Source organism: Neisseria sp. P0001.S005, from assembly GCF_051963715.1.
Window position 1 is genome coordinate 1 of sequence record NZ_JBQCTZ010000452.1, and the last position, 842, is coordinate 842.

1 protein-coding gene is annotated in these 842 nt (G+C 48.5%); it reads right to left on the reverse strand.

Annotated features, from left to right (window positions below):
• A partial coding sequence (tuf, locus tag ACTHSP_RS20995; RefSeq protein ID WP_440346884.1) for an elongation factor Tu occupies positions 1-842 on the reverse strand: 842 nt, incomplete at both ends.

The following is an 842-nucleotide window of genomic DNA, read 5'->3' on the forward strand; positions in this document are numbered from 1 at the left end:
TGAGGAGTGATAGTACCTGGTTTAGCCAATACTTGACCACGCTCTACGTCTTCACGTTTAGTACCACGCAGCAATACACCTACGTTGTCACCAGCTTGGCCTTCGTCCAGCAGTTTGCGGAACATTTCAACACCGGTACAAGTGGTTTTTTGAGTTTCTTTCAGACCTACGATTTCGATCTCATCACCAACGTGGATGATACCGCGCTCTACACGACCGGTTACTACTGTACCACGGCCAGAGATAGAGAATACGTCTTCGATAGGTAACAAGAAAGGTTTGTCCACAGCACGCTCAGGTGTTGGGATGTAGCTGTCCAAGGCAGCAGCCAATTCGAAGATTTTTTCTTCGTAACCAGCGTCACCTTCCAAAGCTTTCAGTGCAGAACCTTGTACGATTGGGCAGTCATCACCTGGGAAGTCGTAGCTTGACAACAAGTCACGGATTTCCATTTCAACCAGTTCCAACAGCTCGGCATCGTCAACCATGTCGCATTTGTTCATGAATACGATGATGTAAGGTACACCTACTTGGCGAGCCAACAGGATGTGTTCGCGAGTTTGTGGCATAGGACCGTCAGCTGCGGAACATACCAAGATCGCGCCGTCCATTTGGGCAGCACCGGTAATCATGTTTTTAACGTAGTCGGCGTGGCCCGGGCAGTCTACGTGTGCGTAGTGACGGGTTTCAGTTTCGTATTCTACGTGTGAGGTATTAATGGTAATACCGCGGGCTTTTTCTTCGGGAGCGTTGTCGATTTGGTCATAAGCTTTTGCAGCACCACCGAATTTTTTAGCCAAAATAGTAGTCAAAGCAGCAGTCAGAGTGGTTTTACCATGGTC